General features: G+C 34.8%; 13 protein-coding genes. 6 read left to right on the top strand and 7 right to left on the bottom strand.

The genetic code is table 11. From position 1 onward, the window contains the following. Nucleotides 1–26: 26 nt before the first annotated feature. From pyrR to ABD011_RS09160, 4 genes are read left to right on the top strand one after another with little or no spacing between them, the layout of a single operon-like run. Nucleotides 27–566, top strand: coding sequence for a bifunctional pyr operon transcriptional regulator/uracil phosphoribosyltransferase PyrR (gene pyrR, locus ABD011_RS09145; protein ID WP_129760783.1), 540 nt, complete (start codon nucleotides 27–29; stop codon nucleotides 564–566). Between the two features lie 4 nt (nucleotides 567–570). Further along, nucleotides 571–1500: an aspartate carbamoyltransferase catalytic subunit gene (locus ABD011_RS09150; RefSeq protein ID WP_129760784.1), complete on the top strand. Its 930-nt coding sequence runs from the start codon at nucleotides 571–573 to the stop codon at nucleotides 1498–1500. A 6-nt stretch (nucleotides 1501–1506) separates the two neighbouring features. Then, a complete protein-coding gene (locus ABD011_RS09155) occupies nucleotides 1507–1839 on the top strand; it encodes a ribonuclease Z (protein ID WP_262733969.1) in 333 nt (110 codons plus the stop codon). 9 nt (nucleotides 1840–1848) lie between these two features. Then, nucleotides 1849–2769 carry a ribonuclease Z gene (locus tag ABD011_RS09160; protein WP_343797655.1) on the top strand — a complete coding sequence of 307 codons (921 nt, stop codon included), beginning with the start codon at nucleotides 1849–1851 and terminating at the stop codon, nucleotides 2767–2769. Here ABD011_RS09160 and ABD011_RS09165 read toward each other — a convergent pair. The 4 genes from ABD011_RS09165 to ABD011_RS09180 all read right to left on the bottom strand — a co-directional run bounded on the left by ABD011_RS09165 (nucleotide 2673) and on the right by ABD011_RS09180 (nucleotide 5628). Continuing rightward, entirely contained in the window at nucleotides 2673–3164 is a 492-nt protein-coding gene (locus ABD011_RS09165; RefSeq protein WP_134199969.1) for a hypothetical protein, read from the bottom strand. The two genes, ABD011_RS09160 and ABD011_RS09165, sit on opposite strands and share 97 nt — an antisense overlap. A gap of 43 nt (nucleotides 3165–3207) precedes the next feature. After that, nucleotides 3208–4122 carry an alpha/beta hydrolase gene (locus tag ABD011_RS09170; RefSeq protein WP_343797657.1) on the bottom strand — a complete coding sequence of 305 codons (915 nt, stop codon included), beginning with the start codon at nucleotides 4120–4122 and terminating at the stop codon, nucleotides 3208–3210. Nucleotides 4123–4199: 77 nt separating this feature from the next. Continuing rightward, nucleotides 4200–5120 carry a helix-turn-helix domain-containing protein gene (locus tag ABD011_RS09175; protein ID WP_343797659.1) on the bottom strand — a complete coding sequence of 307 codons (921 nt, stop codon included), beginning with the start codon at nucleotides 5118–5120 and terminating at the stop codon, nucleotides 4200–4202. Nucleotides 5121–5214: 94 nt separating this feature from the next. Beyond that, a complete protein-coding gene (locus ABD011_RS09180) occupies nucleotides 5215–5628 on the bottom strand; it encodes a hypothetical protein (protein ID WP_343797661.1) in 414 nt (137 codons plus the stop codon). An 82-nt stretch (nucleotides 5629–5710) separates the two neighbouring features. On the opposite strand from ABD011_RS09180, the gene pdxH reads away from it, so the two are divergent. Together pdxH and ABD011_RS09190 are read left to right on the top strand one after the other, a co-directional pair. Beyond that, nucleotides 5711–6358, top strand: a complete 648-nt coding sequence (pdxH, locus tag ABD011_RS09185; RefSeq protein ID WP_343797663.1) for a pyridoxamine 5'-phosphate oxidase — start codon at nucleotides 5711–5713, stop codon at nucleotides 6356–6358. Between the two features lie 204 nt (nucleotides 6359–6562). After that, nucleotides 6563–7057 (top strand): CAP domain-containing protein, encoded by a 495-nt coding sequence (locus ABD011_RS09190; RefSeq protein WP_131507249.1) that lies wholly within the window; start codon nucleotides 6563–6565, stop codon nucleotides 7055–7057. 575 nt (nucleotides 7058–7632) lie between these two features. On the opposite strand, the gene ABD011_RS09195 is transcribed toward ABD011_RS09190, so the two are convergent. Genes ABD011_RS09195 through ABD011_RS09205 form a run of 3 tightly spaced genes read right to left on the bottom strand, consistent with a single transcriptional unit; the run spans nucleotide 7633 to nucleotide 18360 of the window. Further along, nucleotides 7633–9543 (bottom strand): OmpA family protein, encoded by a 1911-nt coding sequence (locus ABD011_RS09195; RefSeq protein WP_343797666.1) that lies wholly within the window; start codon nucleotides 9541–9543, stop codon nucleotides 7633–7635. A gap of 11 nt (nucleotides 9544–9554) precedes the next feature. Then, nucleotides 9555–10490, bottom strand: coding sequence for a PorP/SprF family type IX secretion system membrane protein (locus ABD011_RS09200; RefSeq protein ID WP_343797668.1), 936 nt, complete (start codon nucleotides 10488–10490; stop codon nucleotides 9555–9557). A gap of 13 nt (nucleotides 10491–10503) precedes the next feature. Next, the gene (locus ABD011_RS09205) at nucleotides 10504–18360 is read right to left on the bottom strand and encodes an HYR-like domain-containing protein (protein ID WP_343797670.1); all 7857 of its coding nucleotides are present in this window, start codon (nucleotides 18358–18360) and stop codon (nucleotides 10504–10506) included. Nucleotides 18361–18379 lie beyond the last annotated feature (19 nt).

An 18379-nucleotide genomic window follows, 5' to 3' on the forward strand; every position in this document is an offset into this window, starting at 1 on the left:
GTTCTCCAAATACGTTTGGATACAATATGAGTCAAAAAGTGTTACTTAATGCAAAAGAGGTAAACATCATTCTTCATAGATTGGCTTGTCAATTAATTGAAAACCACAACGATTTTTCCAACACAGTTTTAATAGGTATTCAGCCTAGAGGTAAGTATTTAGCTAATCGTTTAGCTAAAATGTTAACTGAAGACTATAAAGTAAAAAACATTCAGTTAGGGCATTTAGATATTACTTTTTTTAGAGACGATTTTAGAAGAGGAGAAAAAACCCTTGAAGCTAATACTACCGAAATTAACTTCTTAGTTGAAAATAAAAATGTGGTTTTTATTGATGATGTTTTATATACAGGACGAAGTATACGGTCTGCTTTAACAGCAATTCAATCGTTTGGAAGACCTAACGAAATAGAACTTTTAACCTTAATTGACCGACGTTTTAGTAGGCATTTACCAATACAACCTAATTATAGAGGTCGTCAGGTAGACGCTATTAACAAAGAAAAAGTAAAAGTAAATTGGGCTGAAAATGATGGAGAAGACTCGGTTTACTTAATAAATAATTAAATCTATGAGCGAATTAAGTGTCAACCACTTATTAGGAATAAAATATCTTAACTCTCAAGATATTCAACTTATTTTTGAAACTGCCGATCATTTTAAAGAAGTCATTAACAGGCCAATAAAAAAAGTACCTTCGCTTAGAGACATTACAATTGCTAATTTATTTTTTGAAAACTCTACGCGTACAAAGCTCTCTTTTGAGTTAGCCGAAAAACGATTGTCTGCAGATGTTATCAATTTTTCAGCATCACAATCTTCAGTAAAAAAAGGAGAAACTTTAATTGATACGGTAAACAATATTCTTTCCATGAAAGTGGATATGGTTGTTATGAGACACCCAAATCCTGGAGCAGGAGTGTTTTTATCTCAACACGTAGATGCAAGTATTGTAAATGCTGGAGATGGAGCTCATGAGCATCCAACACAAGCTTTGTTAGACAGTTATTCAATACGAGAGCGACTAGGAAGTGTAAAAGGTAAAAACGTTGTTATAGTTGGTGATATTTTACATAGTCGTGTTGCCCTTTCAAATATATATGCATTACAACTTCAAGGTGCAAATGTTATGGTTTGCGGACCAAAAACATTGTTGCCAAAACATATTGATAAACTTGGTGTAAAAGTTGAAACTAATTTGCGTAAAGCCCTTAATTGGTGTGATGTAGCTAATATGCTTCGCGTTCAAAACGAAAGAATGGATATAAGCTATTTCCCTTCAACAAGAGAGTACACTCAGCAATATGGAGTTAATAAAGCGTTATTGAACAGTCTTGATAAAGAAATTACAATAATGCATCCTGGACCAATTAATCGTGGTGTGGAAATCACGAGTGATGTTGCAGATTCTGACCAAGCTATTATTTTAGATCAAGTTCAAAATGGAGTAGCAGTTAGAATGGCTGTAATTTATTTATTAGCTTCAAAAATTAAACACTAATTTATTATGATTTTTGACAAAGACGGAAATACAACTATCATTACACAAGAAAAAGCTACGGTTGTTGAACTAGTAAAAAAGCTTGAAGTAATGTATGAGCGTTTTAAAAATGACAATGTAATTGTTAATCTTACTAGTTTAAATAAAATTCCTTTAGAACAAATAGTAGAATTTTTAAGTATTTCAAATAAACATAGAGCATCAAAACATTCGTTTGTTATAGTTACTGACAAAACCAATTTAGATGAAACTCCAGATGAAATTGTTGTAGTTCCTACACTGCAAGAAGCTTATGATATTATTGAAATGGAAGAAATTGAGCGCGATTTAGGATTTTAAAACAACTACATGCAACTAACAATCCTTGGCTGTCATAGTGCAACTCCACGAATAGATACAAACCCAACGTCTCAAGTATTACAAATTAAAAACCACATGTTTTTAATTGATTGTGGCGAAGGCACACAAGTGCAGTTAAGAAAAGCCAAGATTAAGTTCAATCGCATAAAGCATATCTTTATTTCTCATCTTCATGGTGACCATTATTTTGGTTTAGTTGGTTTAATATCAACTTTTAGGCTTTTAACCAGAGAAACTGATTTGCATATTTATGGACCAAAAGGACTTAAAGAAGTCATTACACTCCAAATGAAATTAGCCGAATCATGGACAAATTATAAACTGATTTTTCATGAGTTAACTTCAACAAAGTCTGAATTAATTTTTGAAGACGATAAAGTAGAAGTTCATACAATTCCTTTAGACCATCGAGTATACACTAATGGGTTTTTATTTAAAGAGAAACCTGGAGAGCGAAAACTAGACATGAATGCAATATTAAATAATGATATTGATGTTGCCTATTATAGAAAGTTAAAACAAGGAGCAGATGTTTTAGATAACAATGGAGAACTAATTAAAAATAGTGTGCTTACTAAAGCTCCAACTCCAGTTAAAAGCTATGCGTTTTGTAGTGATACAGCATATAACCCTAGTATTGTTCCTATTATTAAAGATGCTGATGTACTTTATCACGAGTCTACTTTTTTAGAAAAACACGCACATTTAGCCCCAAAAACAAAACACTCTACAGCAAAGGAAGCTGCTGAAATAGCTAAGTTAGCTAATGTAAGGGCATTAATTTTAGGTCATTATTCAACACGTTATAATGGCTATGAAGATTTTCGAGAGGAAGCTTCATCAGTATTTGATAATGTGTTGTTATCTAAAGATGGAAAATCATTTGATTTTGATGATTTGAGGTCATAATTAGTTGCCCAATGCAAAGCTTCGGCCAAAGACCTAAATCTTAATACATTATTCTTAATGATAATTTTTTCTAAAGTTGATACTTTAAAAGCTTTGTCGCTATAAGTAACAAAAGCACTTGCTTTTAAAATAGGGAATTCATCATCAAGTATATTAAATACTATAGGTTCGGTAGAGTAGGTGTTCACTCTGTTTGCAATACATACAATTTTAGCATTTTTACCATAAAAATCAGTTATTTCTTGAAAAATAACTTTTAACTTATTGTAGCTTAAATGCACTCCTTCATTGATTTCGGCAACATAAAATTTACTAAATAAATAAAATGTTCCAAAAGACAGTTTCAGTTTGTACGAACTGTTTTCTTTGTAATAACGTGTTAGTTCTAGTCGCATAGTAAAGTGTTTTTGAGGTTGTTTGGTTAATATTTGAAGGCTATTAATTCATGTGTTTTTTATACCATTGGCTAGCATATTCTATTGCTTTGTTAACTTCAGGTTCTTGATCGTAAAAGCTAAATTGATGAAATGGTGACTCTAAGTCAGTATCCATCCATATAAGTTGTTTGTTGTGAGTTGGTATGGTGTTATAAAATTTTTTTGTGTAGTCAGGTAAAACAGCACCATCTGAATGTATCATTAATGTTGGTGTTTTAATTTTTTCAGCATAAGGCATAGGATTAGTTGTTAACCAATCTTCCCAACTAGCAACTGCAAATTTATCATTACTCCATTCTTTAATTGCGCCTCTTTTAGGATTTAGGTAATAATCGTACGATCCAAACATGGCTGCACTTTCATCTGTTTCAGATATTGTTGGTATGTATTCTACTTCTCCAGTAATAGCGTATTTAATTTTTGCGTTTTTTGCAGCTTTAATTTTTGATCTAACACCTGTCTCTCCACCATAAAAGAGTTTTACCACTTCTTCATCATGTAACCAAGATGCAATAGTAACTACTGAAGAAATTTGATTGTCTTCAGCAGCTGCCATTAATGTATACATTGCGCCAGCACAAATGCCTAAAACTCCAATTTTATTAGTGTCCACAGTTTTTTGTTTTGATAAAAAAGTAACTGCATTTTTAATATCTTCTTTTTTAAGTTTTGGTCTTTCAAAAAAACGAGGTTCACCTTCACTTTCACCATAGTGACTAAAGTCAAAAGCTAAGGTGATAAAACCATTTTTTGATAATTTTGAGGCATAAAGACCTGCCATTTGCTCTTTTACTGTTGTCCAGCTTCCAGAGACTATAATAGCAGGATATTTTTGCTTATCACTATAATTATTGGGGTAAAAAAGGTTGCCCTTAAGTTTGAGGCCTTTGCTATTAAAAGATATTTTTTTGTGCATTTTTATTTCTTATGAACACAAAGTTCTAATTATTAGAACTTTGTATCTAAATAAAAACAAAGGAAAAACTATAAAAATCAAATATTACTTTCTTTTCTGTAATAATTTGGTGTTTTTCCTGTCATTTTTTTAAAGAAACTACTAAAATTGTTAGGAGATTCGTAATGTAGAGAGTATGCGATTTCTTTTACACTAAGTTGAGTGTTAATAAGTCTTGATTTAGCTAAATTGATAACATGGTTTTGTATTAACTGTTTTGCTGTTTGCCCTGTAATTTGTTTAATTACAGTATTTAAATGATTAGGATGAACATTTAATATATCAGCATAGAATGAGGTAGAGTGTAGCTTAGAATCAAAGTTAGTATCGATGTCTTGAAAAAAAGAAGTCTCAATAAGTGTTTGAAACCGACCTAGTATTTTTAAATCTGTTTTTCTAATTTCTTCAGGAACATCTAAAGTGGTATTTGTGTTTTTAAAATACCTTTTAATGTAGTTTAGTAACAGTAACACTTGCGATTCAATAATTTGAAACTTGTCTTTATGGTTGCTGTGGTATTCTTCATAAATTGATTCGTAGATGGCTAAAACTTCGTCTACTTGTTTTTGTCCAATCTCTAAAGGGATATCTTTTTCAATCTTTAAAAAGGGAAATCTATTCAAGATATTATTAAACACTGAAGATCTTGATATAAAGTCTTGATTAAAAATGATGTAAAAGCCTTCCCAATCGGGTAAAATATCCCAAGATAAAATTTGATAAGGTGAATTAAAGAAAATGGTATAACCAGTAGGAAAGTCAGTATGATGACCAGAAATAGCTTTGCCACCTCCTGCAACTTTTATGGCAATAGCATAAAATTCATGTCTAAAAGGAGGTTGTTTAAGATTAACGGTTTTCATGTTAATCTCAAATCTTCTAATGTCAAACTCTGAATGTTTAGGTTTAGATATACCTATTCCCTTACAATATTGTTCTATGGTTCTAAAATGATCCATTGTTAATTGCTATAAATTTAAATAATAATGTAAGGGGAAATATTTTAACTAAAATAAGCTTTTTTGAGAGTAAAAGCAAGACAGTTCTATTTTATTATTTAAACTCCTTTAAATTTTTAATCCAGTTTATAGCTTCATCTAAAGAGCCGCAACGCTTTATACTCATCTCTGAAAATCGCTTTTCAATAGAGGCGTTTATGTAATTAAGTTCAGTATAAGATATCATAGCACTAGCAACAATAAACCCATAATCTCTTTGAAATCTAATCCACAATTGTGGTTCAATAGAGTAGGGGTTTACTCTGTTTGAAATATATCCAATTTTAAGATTTGACCCATAGTAATCTATTAATGCAGCAATAACCTGTTGAATTTTGTCCCAGTCAAAATGGATGCCTTCATTTATTTCAGAGATTATAAACTTGTCAAAAAGATAAAAATTACCAAATGAAAACTCTACTTTTGAGTGTTTAAGAAGGTTAAAATATTTGCTATTTTCAAATGTCATGGGACTAAAATAATTCTTAAATTTATATGAATTACTTTATTCAAAAAAATAAAATCTAATCAAAAAAGCATATTAAAATCTAATGAGTACAGACTTAAGTAATTACAGAAAATCTTATGAAAAACATGAGCTTTTATTAAAAGATGCTCCTGCAAACCCTCTAGAATTGTTTAAAAGATGGTTTCATGAAATAGATACTTCTTTTCCTGATATTGAAGCTAATGCAATGACGTTATCTACAATAAGTTTAGATGGTTTCCCTAAAAGTAGAATTGTGTTGTTAAAGGAGTTTAATACTGATGGTTTTGTGTTTTATTCTAATTATAATAGTGACAAAGGACAAGCCATAATAGCGAATCCTAATGTTTGTCTTTCCTTTTTTTGGCATTCAGCTGAACGACAAGTTATAATTAAAGGTATTGCTGAAAAAGTTGATGCAGCTACTAGTGACGACTATTTTTTAACACGTCCAAGAGGTAGTCAACTAGGAGCATGGGCTTCTAACCAAAGCGAAATTATTGCCGATAGGGATGTATTGAATAACAAGTTAAAAGAATTAGAGCTTCAATATAAAGACAAAGATATACCTAGACCTAATCATTGGGGCGGATTTTTAATTAAGCCTACAGAAATTGAGTTTTGGCAAGGGAGACCTAATAGACTTCATGATAGAATTGAATATAAATTGAATTCAGATTCTAGTTGGACAATTAACCGACTTGCGCCTTAATTATTTTTTTCAGCTTTTACAAAACGATAAAGTGTAAAATTTTATCGATAAAAAGTAAGAATATTCCTTAATTCTATGCATTTCATCGATTATTGACATTTAAGATCGATGAAATGCATGTTTTTCATCGATTTTAACATTTTATTAACAGTCTACTACGTATAGTCTTCTAATTTTACTACACCAAATCTAAATAACCCTCTTATGAAGACTAAATTTTACCTACCTGTTATGGTATTGTTTGCAATGTTAAGCTTCTCTTGTTCTACTGAAGAATTCCCTGAAAATGAAGCAAATAATATAACATTACAAAACGCACCAGCTGCAAAAAGTATTGAAATAGAAATTTTAGAGCTTATCAATGCGCACAGAATAGAATTAGGCTTAAATCCATTGAACAATTTAAACATTATTAAGTCTGTTGCCTATTCGCATACTGACTATATGGTTAGTGTTAATCAAGTAAATCATGACAATTTTTTCCAAAGAAAAAGTAGTTTAGAGCAACACGCATCAGCAACTAAAGTATCTGAAAACGTTGCTTATGCTTTTAGCTCAGCGCAATCAGTTGTAAACGCTTGGATTAACAGTGAAGGTCATAGAGCAAATATTGAAGGAGACTTTACAGACTTTGATATTTCTGCCGAACAAAATGAAGAAGGTAAATGGTATTATACCAACATTTTTATAAAACGTTAATAGATTAATTATTAGTTAATGAATTAAGACCACTTTTTAGTGGTCTTTTTTTATTTAAACGTTTTATTTATTTAATTCATGGGTTATTAATGTAAATACAGGGATTACATTTGTTGTACTGTTATAAATCATGCAGCTAAACCATTTACTATTTCTAGCTTAACCATGGTATAATTCAAACTACAAATAGGTAGTTTTATTAGCTCTGATAAATTAAAGTATATCAATTATAAAGGACTTTAAATTTGAGTACATTGTCTATGAGTTATATTCACTTTAGACTATTAACATTAACCTAACGAAAACGAGAAAGGAAATCACAAGTGTGTGAGCAGTAGGATATCTTATTAATGCTAGAAGAGAAGAAGCATACTTAATTATTGAAGAACAATTAATATTAAAGTTTGAAATGGATTATTCAACTACCGTAACAAAAGAATGATTCAAGGTTGTTAAAAGGCTTAGTTTTTAATAGTTCAAAATTACAATGGTTAGGCAATAATTGACTTAACTATGATGTATAAAAAAACAGGCTATTATTAGCCTGTTTTTTTGTTCTTATAATTAAGTGCTGTTTAGTTTTTTAAGATATAGAAGTGAGATCTTCTGTTAAGTTGATGCTCTTCAGGAGTACATTTTACACCATTTGAACACTTGTTTAACAATTGTGTTTCACCATAACCAATAGCACTTTCAATTCTTTCAGGAGCTATACCTCTTGATAATAAATATTCATGAGTTGATTTAGCTCTTCTGTCTGATAGTTTTAAGTTATATCTATCACTACCTCTACTATCAGTATGCGACTCAATTTTAATAACCATATTTTGGTGGTCTCTCATTACACTTACTATATTTTCAAGTTCGTAAGCAGCATCAGGTCTTATATTCCATTTGTCAAAATCAAAGAAAATAGGGTTGATAACTATTTCATTATTTATAATTAACGGAATTAAATCTAGGTCTAATGTGTTTTCTTCATTATTAACTTCACCAGTCATAATTTGTTTATGATTGTCTTTATAATCTGGTTTGGTAGCTAATACAGTATATTCAGTATGACATTTTACTTTAAATGAATATGCTCCATTTTCATCAGCAGTAACTTCGTTTAAGATTTTACCTTCTTTGTTGATTAGTTTAACGGTAGCCATTGCAATAGGTTTTTGAGTTAAACTGTCTCTAATGGTTCCTTTAATTATTTGAGAACAACCAATAAATCCATAAATATCATCACTACCAGCTCCATCAGGTCTGTTTGATGAAAAGTAACCAATTTGAGTGTCAGAATCTATAATAAAACCAAAGTCGTCATAACTTGTATTAAAAGGAGCACCTAAGTTTTCTACTTCAGCGTTTTCACCTTTTAATATATTTGATTTAAAAATATCCAGGAATCCTAAGTTTATATTACTGTCAGAAGAAAAGTATAATGTATTATCCTTGGCAACAAAAGGGAACATTTCTTTACCATCTGTATTAATTTCTGGTCCTAAATTTTCAGGAGTTCCATATTTATTATCTCCAAGTATTGCAACTTTATAGATGTCTGTCGATCCATAACCACCATCACGATCAGAAACAAAAAATAATGTACTATCATCAGGACTTAAAGCAGGATGACCAGTAGAGTAGTAGGTGTCGTTAATAGGAAGTTCAACTACATCTTGCCACATGCTATCTACTAAAGAAGCTTTATAAATCTTTAAATGTGATGTTCCTTCTTTGTCAGTTTTTAACTTGTTTCTTTTATTTACATTGTCTCTAGTAAAGTACATTGTTTTTCCATCACTAGTAATAACTGCATTTGCTTCATGGAACTCAGTATTTATTTTTGGTCCATTAATTTTGTTTACTTTTTCATAAGTGTTTACACCATCTTTTTCAGTAACCTCTACTTCATAAAGGTCTAAAAATGGTTCACCATTCCAATCGTAAATTTTGTCTTTTCCATCTCTTGAAGAAGAGAAAATTAACTTACCATCTTTTTCAAACGCACCAAAATCGGCAAACTTGGTGTTAATTGGTAATGTGTTGATAGTAACATAAATTTCATCAGTAGATGATAGTTTTTCGTAAAGTTCAAGGTTATCATACTCTAAGCCTGCAATTCTGTCGTCATCAGGATTTTCTGCTTTATATTTCTCTAACCAAATTATAGCTTCTTCATAGTTGCCTAAACCTCTAAGCGCCTGTGAGTACTTGTAAAAATATTCAGGATCAATTTTATTTTCATGTAATCTTACAGCTTCAGCATACCATTTTGCTGACCCTTCAGAATCTGAATTATTGTAATAACAATCACCTAATCTAGTTAATACATATTCGCTACTATCACCTTTTTTTACAGCTTCTTCATAAAATTCAGTAGCCTTTTGATAAGCGAAGTTTTTAAAGAACTTGTCAGCTACTTTTACTTGCTGTTTTTGAGCAACCATAAAAGTACTACTAAGTGCAACTATTAATAATATTATTCTTGCTTTCATAATCTGTTTTTTTAGAAGTATCTAGGTGATTTAACACGTTGTGTCTTGAAAATTTCAAACATAAGTAAAACTTCATGAGTTCCACTTGTATAAGGTCTAATATCTGAAATAGGATACTCATAAGCATAACCTATTCTCAATTGTTTTGAAACCTGAAAATCGGCAATACCACCAATAGCAGCAGCAGACTCATTCATTCTATAAGCAGCACCTAACCACAGTTTTTCATTAAATAAGAAGTTAGCTGTTATATCAAATGATAAAGGAGCTCCATTTGTAGCTTTTAGCATTGTGGCTGGTTTGAATTTTGTGGTTTCGCTTAAATCGAATACATATCCACCAGTAAAATAGTAACTAACACGTTCTAATGATACATAGTCAACATTTCCTTGGCTCCCTTTGTTGTAATCAGTATTTAAAATTCTAGGAGCAGAAAGACCTATATACCATTTGTTCGAATGCCAATAAACACCAGTACCAATATTAGGACTCCATCTATTAGATACATCATTAAAGAAAGGGTCATTTACTACCGAAGGGTCATTAAGTAAAGCCTGATCTAAATTATAATGAGTAAATCCAGCTTTAAGACCAAAGGCAAGTTTGGTGTTTTCTCCAGTTTGAATAGTATACGAAAAGTCACCATACAAGTAAGAGAAATTTTCATAACCTAACTCATCGTTAATAAACGACAATCCTAAACCAATTTTCTCGTTTCTAAGTGGTGTATGAATAGACAAGGTTTGTGTAGTTGGTCCACCTTCAAGACCAACCCATTGGCTCCTGTGCAATCCAACAATACTTAATGTTTCTCTACTACCAGCATAAGCTGGGTTTATCGAGATAGTGTTATACATATACTGTGTAAACTGAGGTAGCTGTTGGGCAACACTTGTCCAGCAATTGAACAGTATAAAAACGATTATGTTAAACTTTAATAATTTCATAATAGGTTAAAATTTATTTGGTTCCTATGTAGATTGGACCTGTAAAAGGTTTTAGCTGCAGTCCATTACTACCTTTGATGTTTATTATATAATAATACGTTCCTGAAGGTACTTTATCAGATCTTCCTATTGAAGCTTTTGAAGCTGTACCATTCCAATCATTTTGATAATTGAAGTTTTCATAGATTTTTGCTCCCCAACGGTTGAATATTTGTAGTTCAATTGTGAACCCACAATCCTCAACACCAGTGATTGTAAAGAACTCATTCCATTGGTCACCATTAGGAGTAACAGCTTTAGAAATCACAACATCTTCAGCGCCACATGGTAGTACAATACAATCATCATGAACTGTAATCATTACTTCAACAGTGCTTGGACATGGTCCGTTTGCTACAGTGTAAGTAAAGATGTAATCACCTAGATCAGCTGTTGCAGGGTCAAAGATGCTTCCGTCTAACGTAGCGTTACCAGAAACAACTTCCCAAACACCATCACTGTCATAATCTCCACTTAATAAATCAAATAAGTCAATAGCTAAATCATCTATACAAAGTTCGGTATCATATCCTGTGAATGTACTCTCAACATTTACATTTACTATTTGTGTATAGATTGCTTCGTTACCACATTCGTCAGTAACAGTCCAGCTTCTAGTGATTGAATAATCTTCTAAACCATCATTTGAATCATTTGATTCGTTAAACTCTACAGTTATATCAGAAGAACAAGCGTCTTCAAATACTAATTCTGGCACTTCAGGAATATCTGAACAGCTAACATCTATAGTTGCTTCAAAGTCTCCAACAATAACAGGAGCAGTAGTATCTACCACATTAATGGTTTGAACAAGTGTAGCAGTATTACCACAATCATCAGTTACTGACCAAGTACGTGTGATTACAGATTCGTTAGCACAGTTGCCATCAGCAACCGCATCTGAGTAAGTCGCTTCTAAACCAGCGTCACAGTTATCCGCTTCATCCGTTACATCACCAGTAAGAGTTAAGTCGTTAGCATCTTGATCACACTCGATAGTTACATCAGCAGGCACAGTAAATGTAGGCGCAGTAGTGTCTACCACATTGATAGTTTGAACAAGCGTAGCAGTATTACCACAATCATCAGTTACTGACCAAGTACGTGTGATTACAGATTCGTTAGCACAGTTACCATCAGCAACTGCATCTGAGTAAGTCGCTTCTAAACCAGCGTCACAGTTATCCGCTTCATCCGTTACATCACCAGTAAGTGTTAAGTCGTTAGCATCTTGATCACACTCGATAGTTACATCAGCAGGTACAGTAAATGTAGGCGCAGTAGTATCTACCACATTGATAGTTTGAACAAGTGTAGCAGTATTACCACAATCATCAGTTACTGACCAAGTACGTGTGATTACAGATTCGTTAGCACAGTTACCATCAGCAACCGCATCTGAGTAAGTCGCTTCTAAACCAGAGTCACAGTTATCCGCTTCATCCGTTACATCACCAGTAAGAGTTAAGTCATTAGCATCTTGATCACACTCGATAGTTACATCAGCAGGTACAGTAAATGTAGGCGCAGTAGTATCTACCACATTAATAGTTTGAACAAGTGTAGTAGTATTACCACAATCATCAGTTACTGACCAAGTACGTGTGATTACAGATTCATTAGCACAGTTGCCATCAGCAACCGCATCTGAGTAAGTCGCTTCCAAACCAGAGTCACAGTTATCCGCTTCATCCGTTACATCACCAGTAAGAGTTAAGTCGTTAGCATCTTGATCACACTCGATAGTTACATCAGCAGGTACAGTAAATGTAGGCGCAGTAGTATCTACCACATTAATAGTTTGAACAAGCGTAGCAGTATTACCACAATCATCAGTTAGTGACCAAGTACGTGTGATTACAGATTCATTAGCACAATTACCATCAGCAACCGCATCTGAGTAAGTCGCTTCTAAACCAGAGTCACAGTTATCTGCTTCATCCGTTACATCACCAGTAAGAGTTAAGTCATTAGCATCTTGATCACACTCGATAGTTACATCAGCAGGTACAGTAAATGTAGGCGCAGTAGTATCTACCACATTAATAGTTTGAACAAGTGTAGCAGTGTTACCACAATCATCAGTTAATGACCAAGTACGTGTGATTACAGATTCGTTAGCACAGTTGCCATCAGCAACCGCATCTGAGTAAGTCGCTTCTAAACCAGAGTCACAGTTATCCGCTTCATCCGTTACATCACCAGTAAGAGTTAAGTCGTTAGCATCTTGATCACACTCGATAGTTACATCAGCAGGTACAGTAAATGTAGGCGCAGTAGTATCTACCACATTGATAGTTTGAACAAGTGTAGTAGTATTACCACAATCATCAGTTAATGACCAAGTACGTGTGATTACAGATTGGTTAGCACAGTTGCCATCAGCAACCGCATCTGAGTAAGTCGCTTCTAAACCAGAGTCACAGTTATCTGCTTCATCCGTTACATCACCAGTAAGTGTTAAGTCGTTAGCATCTTGATCACACTCGATAGTTACATCAGCAGGTACAGTAAATGTAGGTGCAGTAGTATCTACCACATTAATAGTTTGAACAAGCGTAGCAGTGTTACCACAATCATCAGTTAATGACCAAGTACGTGTGATTACAGATTCGTTAGCACAGTTGCCATCAGCAACCGCATCTGAGTAAGTCGCTTCTAAACCAGAGTCACAGTTATCCGCTTCATCCGTTACATCACCAGTAAGAGTTAAGTCGTTAGCATCTTGATCACACTCGATAGTTACATCAGCAGGTACAGTAAATGTAGGCGCAGTAGTATCTACCACATTGATAGTTTGAACAAGTGTAGCAGTGTTACCACAATCATCAGTTACTGACCAAGTACGTGTGATTACAGATTCGTTAGCACAGTTACCATCAGCAACCGCATCTGAGTAAGTCGCTTCTAAACCAGAGTCACAGTTATCCGCTTCATCCGTTACATCACCAGTAAGAGTTAAGTCATTAGCATCTTGATCACACTCGATAGTTACATCAGCAGGCACAGTAAATGTAGGCGCAGTAGTATCTACCACATTGATAGTTTGAACAAGTGTAGCAGTATTACCACAATCATCAGTTAATGACCAAGTACGTGTGATTACAGATTCGTTAGCACAGTTCCCATCAGCAACCGCATCTGAGTAAGTCGCTTCTAAACCAGAGTCACAGTTATCCGCTTCATCCGTTACATCACCAGTAAGTGTTAAGTCGTTAGCATCTTGATCACACTCGATAGTTACATCAGCAGGTACAGTAAATGTAGGTGCAGTAGTATCTACCACATTAATAGTTTGAACAAGCGTAGCAGTGTTACCACAATCATCAGTTACTGACCAAGTACGTGTGATTACAGATTCGTTAGCACAGTTACCATCAGCAACCGCATCTGAGTAAGTCGCTTCTAAACCAGAGTCACAGTTATCCGCTTCATCCGTTACATCACCAGTAAGAGTTAAGTCGTTAGCATCTTGATCACACTCGATAGTTACATCAGCAGGTACAGTAAATGTAGGCGCAGTAGTATCTACCACATTAATAGTTTGAACAAGTGTAGTAGTATTACCACAATCATCAGTTACTGACCAAGTACGTGTGATCACAGATTCGTTAGCACAGTTGCCATCAGCAACCGCATCTGAGTAAGTCGCTTCTAAACCAGAGTCACAGTTATCCGCTTCATCCGTTACATCACCAGTAAGAGTTAAGTCATTAGCATCTTGATCACACTCGATAGTTACATCAGCAGGTACAGTAAATGTAGGCGCAGTAGTATCTACCACATTAATAGTTTGAACAAGTGTAGCAGTATTACCACAATCATCAGTTACTGACCAAGTACGTGTGATCACAGATTCGTTAGCACAGTTACCATCAGCAACTGCATCTGAGTAAGTCGCTTCTAAACCAGCGTCACAGTTATCCGCTTCATCCGTTACATCACCAGTAAGAGTTAAGTCGTTAGCATCTTGATCACACTCGATAGTTACATCAGCAGGTACAGTAAATGTAGGAGCAGTAGTATCTACCACATTAATAGTTTGAACAAGTGTAGCAGTATTACCACAATCATCAGTTACTGACCAAGTACGAGTGATCACAGATTCGTTAGCACAGTTACCATCAGCAACCGCATCTGAGTAAGTCGCTTCCAGACTAGAGTCACAGTTATCCGTTTCATCCGTTACGTCACCAGTAAGTGTTAAGTCATTAGCATCTTGATCACACTCGATAGTTACATCAGCAGGTACAGTAAATGTAGGAGCAGTAGTATCTACGATAGTAAATATAGCAGTAGTAGTACTTGAGTTACCACAACCATCAGTAGCTGTAAATGTTACAGTAGCTGAACCAGTTGCACCACAAGCATCTGCAAGTTTAGTAAAGTCATTTGTCCATGTAATTGCTGAACAATCATCAGAGGCAATAGCGCCACCATTATTAGTTAACCAATCATTAAGATCGTTAACATTACCAGCTCCATCACATTCTACAGTTAAGTTAGCACTAGTAGTATCTATAGAAGGAGCAGTAGTGTCTTGAATAGCATAAGAAGCTGTTGTAGTTGATGAATTTCCACAAGCATCAGTAGCTGTAAATGTTACTGTTACTGGAGCAGAACAATCTGATTGAGCTCCATTGTAATCATTTGTCCAGGTTATAGCACCACAATTATCTGATGCTACAGCACCACCATTATTATTTAACCAGTTTTCTATTTCTCCGTTATTACCTGAACCATCACATTCAACAATAATATCTGTTGCGTTAGTGTCAATGACAGGCGCAGTTGTATCTACCACATTAATAGTTTGAACAAGCGTAGCAGTGTTACCACAATCATCAGTTAATGACCAAGTACGTGTGATTACAGATTCGTTAGCACAGTTGCCATCAGCAACCGCATCTGAGTAAGTCGCTTCTAAACCAGAGTCACAGTTATCCGCTTCATCCGTTACATCACCAGTAAGAGTTAAGTCGTTAGCATCTTGATCACACTCGATAGTTACATCAGCAGGTACAGTAAATGTAGGCGCAGTAGTATCTACCACATTGATAGTTTGAACAAGTGTAGCAGTGTTACCACAATCATCAGTTAATGACCAAGTACGTGTGATTACAGATTCGTTAGCACAGTTACCATCAGCAACCGCATCTGAGTAAGTCGCTTCTAAACCAGCGTCACAGTTATCCGCTTCATCCGTTACATCACCAGTAAGAGTTAAGTCATTAGCATCTTGATCACACTCGATAGTTACATCAGCAGGCACAGTAAATGTAGGCGCAGTAGTATCTACCACATTGATAGTTTGAACAAGTGTAGCAGTGTTACCACAATCATCAGTTAATGACCAAGTACGTGTGATTACAGATTCGTTAGCACAGTTACCATCAGCAACCGCATCTGAGTAAGTCGCTTCTAAACCAGCGTCACAGTTATCCGCTTCATCCGTTACATCACCAGTAAGAGTTAAGTCATTAGCATCTTGATCACACTCGATAGTTACATCAGCAGGCACAGTAAATGTAGGCGCAGTAGTATCTACCACATTGATAGTTTGAACAAGTGTAGCAGTATTACCACAATCATCAGTTAATGACCAAGTACGTGTGATTACAGATTCGTTAGCACAGTTCCCATCAGCAACCGCATCTGAGTAAGTCGCTTCTAAACCAGAGTCACAGTTATCCGCTTCATCCGTTACATCACCAGTAAGAGTTAAGTCGTTAGCATCTTGATCACACTCGATAGTTACATCAGCAGGTACAGTAAATGTAGGCGCAGTAGTATCTACCACATTGATAGTTTGAACAAGTGTAGTAGTATTACCACAATCATCAGTTAATGACCAAGTACGTGTGATTACAGATTCGTTAGCACAGTTCCCATCAGCAACCGCATCTGAGTAAGTCGCTTCTAAACCAGCGTCACAGTTATCCGCTTCATCCGTTACATCACCAGTAAGAGTTAAGTCGTTAGCATCTTGATCACACTCGATAGTTACATCAGCAGGCACAGTAAATGTAGGCGCAGTAGTATCTACCACATTGATAGTTTGAACAAGTGTAGCAGTATTACCACAATCATCAGTTACTGACCAAGTACGTGTAATTACAGATTCATTAGCACAGTTACCATCAGCAACTGCATCTGAGTAAGTCGCTTCTAAACCAGCGTCACAGTTATCCGCTTCATCCGTTACATCACCAGTAAGAGTTAAGTCGTTAGCATCTTGATCACACTCGATAGTTACATCAGCAGGTACAGTAAATGTAGGCGCAGTAGTATCTACGATAGTAAATATAGCAGTAGTAGTACTTGAGTTACCACAACCATCAGTAGCTGTAAATGTTACAGTAGCTGAACCAGTTGCACCACAAGCATCTGCAAGTTTATCAAAATCATTAGTCCAAGTAACATCTGAGCATACGTCAGAGGCAATAGCGCCACCATTATTAGTTAACCAATCATTAAGGTCATCAACATTACCAGCACCATCACATTCCACAGTTAAGTCAGAGGCTTCAGTATCAATAGTTGGGTTTAATAAATCTAATATTGTAAAGAGAGCAGTAGTACTTGATGAGTTTCCACATTCATCAGTAGCTGTAAAAGTTACTAAAGCACGACCAGTTGCACCACATTGATCTAAAAGGCCAGAGTAATTATTAGTCCAAGTAATTGTTGAGCATTGGTCAATAGCAACAGCTCCTGCTTGAGTATCTAACCAAGCTTGTAATTCATCAGTATTTCCTGAACCATCGCATTGAACTGTTTGGTCAGCAGCTACCGTTGAGATTACTGGATTTAAAGTATCTTCAATTGTAAATATAGCGGTAGTAGTTGAAAAGTTTCCACAGTCATCAGTAGCAGTAAAAGTTACAGTAGCAGAACCAGTTGCACCACAAAGGTCACTTAATTCAGTAAAATCATTTGTCCATGTTACGTTTCCACATAAGTCAGAGGCAATAGCACCACCATTACTATTTAACCAATTATTAAGGTCATCAATATTACCAGCACCATCACATTCTACAGTTAAGTCACTAGCTTCAGCATCTATTGTAGGCGCAGTAATGTCTTCGATAGTAAATATAGCAGTAGTAGTACTTGAGTTACCACAACCATCAGTAGCTGTAAAAGTTACAGTAGCAGAACCAGTTGCACCACAAAGGTCACTTAATTCAGTAAAATCATTGGTCCATGTAATTGTTGAACAATCATCAGAGGCAATAGCTCCACCATTATTAGTTAACCAATCATTAAGGTCGTCAGTATTACCAGTACCATCACATTGTACAGTTAAATTGGAAGCTTCAGTATCAATAGAAGGATTAGCTGTGTCCTGAATAGTATAAGAAGCTGTTGTAGTTGATGTATTTCCACAAGCATCAGTAGCTGTAAACGTTACCAATACAGGAGTAGAACAATCTGATTGAGCTCCGTTGTAATTATTTGTCCAGGTAACATCACCACAATTGTCTGACGCTACAGCACCACCATTATTATTTAACCAGTTTTCTATTTCTCCATTATTACCTGAACCATCACATTCTACAGCGATATTTGTTGCATCAATATTAATCACAGGATCAGTAGTATCAATTACATTTATGATTTGATCTTGCGATACATCGTTACCACAATCGTCAGTAGCAGTCCAAGTTCTAGTAATAGTTTGAGTATTACCACAAGAACCAGCTGCAACACTATCAGAGTAAGTTACAGTTACCGATCCACAAGAATCAGTAGCAGTTGCGTTACCAGTTTGAGAAGGATCTATGCTGTCACCACACTCTACATTAGCAGTAGCAGGAACAGTAATCACAGGATCAGTAGTATCAATT

Origin of the sequence: Gaetbulibacter jejuensis (genome assembly GCF_039524015.1) — a bacterium.
Classification (GTDB): Bacteria; Bacteroidota; Bacteroidia; order Flavobacteriales; family Flavobacteriaceae; genus Gaetbulibacter_B; species Gaetbulibacter_B jejuensis.